Origin of the sequence: Streptomyces sp. W16 (genome assembly GCF_033194735.1) — a bacterium.
Lineage (GTDB): Bacteria > Actinomycetota > Actinomycetes > Streptomycetales > Streptomycetaceae > Streptomyces.
Window position 1 is genome coordinate 1 of sequence record NZ_JAWOAI010000832.1, and the last position, 2,881, is coordinate 2,881.

Below are 2,881 nucleotides of genomic sequence, written 5' to 3' on the forward strand. Positions count from 1 at the left end.
CGGGCCGGGCGTGCCGGCCCGGCGGCGCGCGGCACGGGTGATGTGGGAGGTGGGCACCCATGTGCTCGCCGAGGTGGACGGCACGCAGGCCGAATCCGACCAGCCCAAGCAGCTCTTCGGCGCCGATCTCGCGCCGAGCGCCCAGGAGTACGTCCTGACCGCTCTGGCGGCGGAGGCACTCGGCTACACGGCCCCGGACGCCCCGGGCCCGGGCGGGCCGACCGCCTCGGTCCACACCTCTGGTCGTATCGACCTGCGCGGGCCCTACTCCGCCCACGACTCCCCGGCCGGACTGCGCAACATCCTCGTCCAGCTGCTGCCCGTCGACCCGTCCGGCCCGGACCCCGTCGGGGCCGTGCGCCGCTGGCTCGCCGAGGGAGACGCCCTGCGGCTGGTCAGGGACGCCCACCCGATCGAGGTCGGGTTGGTCCTCGACGGTGTACGCGTCGACCCGAACCCCACCAACGCGTGAACCGCGCGAACGACACGAAGGAGCAGCACTGTGCCCCGTGAATGGGATGCCAAGACGTACGACTCGCTTCCCCTGCCGCACCAGCAATGGGGCAAGCGCACCCTCGGCCGACTGAACCTCAAGGGCGGTGAGACCGTCCTCGACGCCGGCTGCGGCACGGGGCGCGACACGGCCTCGCTGCTCGACCTGGTGCCGGAGGGCCGGGTGATCGGCGTCGACGGATCCAGCCGGATGCTCGAACAGCTCCGGGTGAAGCTGGCCGACCGCCTCGACCGGGTCGAGGTCGTACAGGCCGACCTCACCAAGCCCCTGCCGGTCGACGGCCAGGTCGACGCGATCACCAGCGTCGCCACGTTCCACTGGATCACCGACCACGCCGCGCTGTTCGACAACCTTGCCCAACACCTGCGGCCCGGCGGCCAGTTCGTCGCCGAGTGCGGTGGTCAGGGCAACGTCTCGAAGATCAACGCCGCCGTCGAGGACGTGCTCGGCGCGCCGGCCGAGAAGGAGAAGGTCTGGTACTTCGCCGGCGTCGAGGAGACCACCGAGCGGCTGCGGAACGCCGGGTTCACCGACATCGAGGTCAACCTCCTGCCCGACCCGGCACGGCTGGAGCCGGGCGAGCAGCTGTGGAGCTACCTGGCCACCGTGGTCCTCGGCTCCCACCTGGACCGCCTTCCCGAGGCCGACCACGAGGAGTTCGTCCACGCGGTCGCCGCCCGGCTCCCCGAACCGGTCGTGGACTACGTACGACTGAACATCACCGCCCGCCGCAACTAGGGCGATGGAGGCACCCCTTGGCACACTCTGCTCTCCCCACGCTCCTGGTCGTCCACGACCAGGGTTCCGCCGGCCCGCTGCGCATCCTGGCGGCGGCCCGGCGGCTGTGCCGGGTCGTGTTTCTGTGCGAGCCGGAACACCCGGCGCTCAAGGCCGAGTTGGGCCAGGTCGCGGCGCACGCCGACGTCGTGGACATCACCGGCCTCGGTGCGGAGGAGGTGGGCCGGCTCGCCGCGGGGCTGTCTCCCGACGGCATCGTCACCTTCAGCGAACACCGCCTGCGGCTCACCGCGGCGGTGGCCGCCCACTGCGGGCTGCCCTTCCACTCCGCCGGGACCGTCGACGCCCTCACCGACAAGTTCCGCCAGCGGCACGTCCTGGCGGACCACGGCGTGCAGCACACCGGGTGCGCCCTGCTCCGGCACCCGGACGACTGCGCCGGTGCCCTCGCCCTCGTGGGCACGCCCGCGGTGCTCAAGCCGCGGCACGGGGCGGGCAGCGTGGACACCTGCCTGGTCGGATCGGCCGACGAGTGCCGGCACCGGCTGGCGGAGTTCACCGGGAGCGCGCCGAGGGACTTCGTGCTGGAGGAGTTCCTGCGGGGAGATCCCGGGTACGCGGACACGGGGTGGGGCGACTACGTCTCCGTCGAGTCCCTGATCGTCGACGGCGAGCCCCGGACCGTCGCCGTCACCGGAAAGCCGCCGCTCGTCCCGCCGTTCAGGGAGACCGGACACATCCTGCCCGCGCCGGTCCCGGTCCCCCTGGCGGCGGAGGTCGTAGGGCTCGAACAGGCCGCGGTACGGGCGCTCGGCATCCGGCACGGCATCACCCACACCGAGGTCAAGCTCACCGCCGACGGTCCGCGGATCATCGAGGTCAACGGGCGGCTGGGCGGGTTCGTGGCCGAGATCGTGCAGCGCCGCACGGGCTACGACATGGTGGCGGCGGCGCTGCGACTGGCGCTCGGGCTCCCCGTGACGGTGCCGGAGCCGTCGCTGCCGGGACGGGGACCGGACCCGGTGGCCTTCCAGTACATGCTGATCCCGCCCGCGGACCCGGTGACCCCGGGGCCGCTCTCGCTCGTCGAGACGCTGGAGGAACTTCCCGGGGTCGATCTGGTCGAGGTCTCCGCACCGGACGGCCGCCACGGCGACTGGCGCAGGGGCACGCTCGGCGCGATCGGCGTGGTGTACGGAACCGCCCCGGACCACACCCAACTCCGGTACCTCCTGGGGCTGTTGCGGGACCGCATGGAACTCTTCTGGTACGGCGTCGCGCCCGCCCCTGCAGTACGCTCGGGCGCCGCGTGACACATGATCTTTTGACGAAAGGCACAGCAGATGTCTGAGAACAGCGCCTCGGCCGGGGTGGTGTCGTACCCGGTGGGTCGGGTGGTCGGTGGCCGGGCGGAGGTCCGGGACGACGACTGGGGCGGGGTCGAGGCGGTGATCCGGCTGGACGGGGACCGGTTCGGGCCGGACGCGCTGGCCGGCCTGGATGCCTTCTCCCACCTGGAGGTCGTCTACCACTTCGACCGGGTCCCGGTGGAGAAGATCGAGACCGGCGCCCGCCATCCCCGGGGCAACACCGACTGGCCCCTGGTCGGCATCTTCGCCCAGCGCGGCA

General features: G+C 72.5%; 2 protein-coding genes and 2 pseudogenes. All 4 read left to right on the forward strand.

Going from position 1 to position 2,881, the window contains the following annotated elements; translation table 11 throughout:
- Nucleotides 1-472: pseudogene (locus R6V09_RS50090) on the forward strand (hypothetical protein); the annotation flags it as partial.
- Between the two features lie 30 nt (nucleotides 473-502).
- The gene (locus tag R6V09_RS50095) at nucleotides 503-1,252 is read left to right on the forward strand and encodes a class I SAM-dependent methyltransferase (RefSeq protein ID WP_317888083.1); all 750 of its coding nucleotides are present in this window, start codon (nucleotides 503-505) and stop codon (nucleotides 1,250-1,252) included.
- Nucleotides 1,253-1,269: 17 nt separating this feature from the next.
- A complete protein-coding gene (locus R6V09_RS50100) occupies nucleotides 1,270-2,565 on the forward strand; it encodes an ATP-grasp domain-containing protein (protein WP_317888084.1) in 1,296 nt (431 codons plus the stop codon).
- Nucleotides 2,566-2,595: 30 nt separating this feature from the next.
- Nucleotides 2,596-2,881, forward strand: a pseudogene (locus tag R6V09_RS50105) (tRNA (N6-threonylcarbamoyladenosine(37)-N6)-methyltransferase TrmO); the annotation flags it as partial.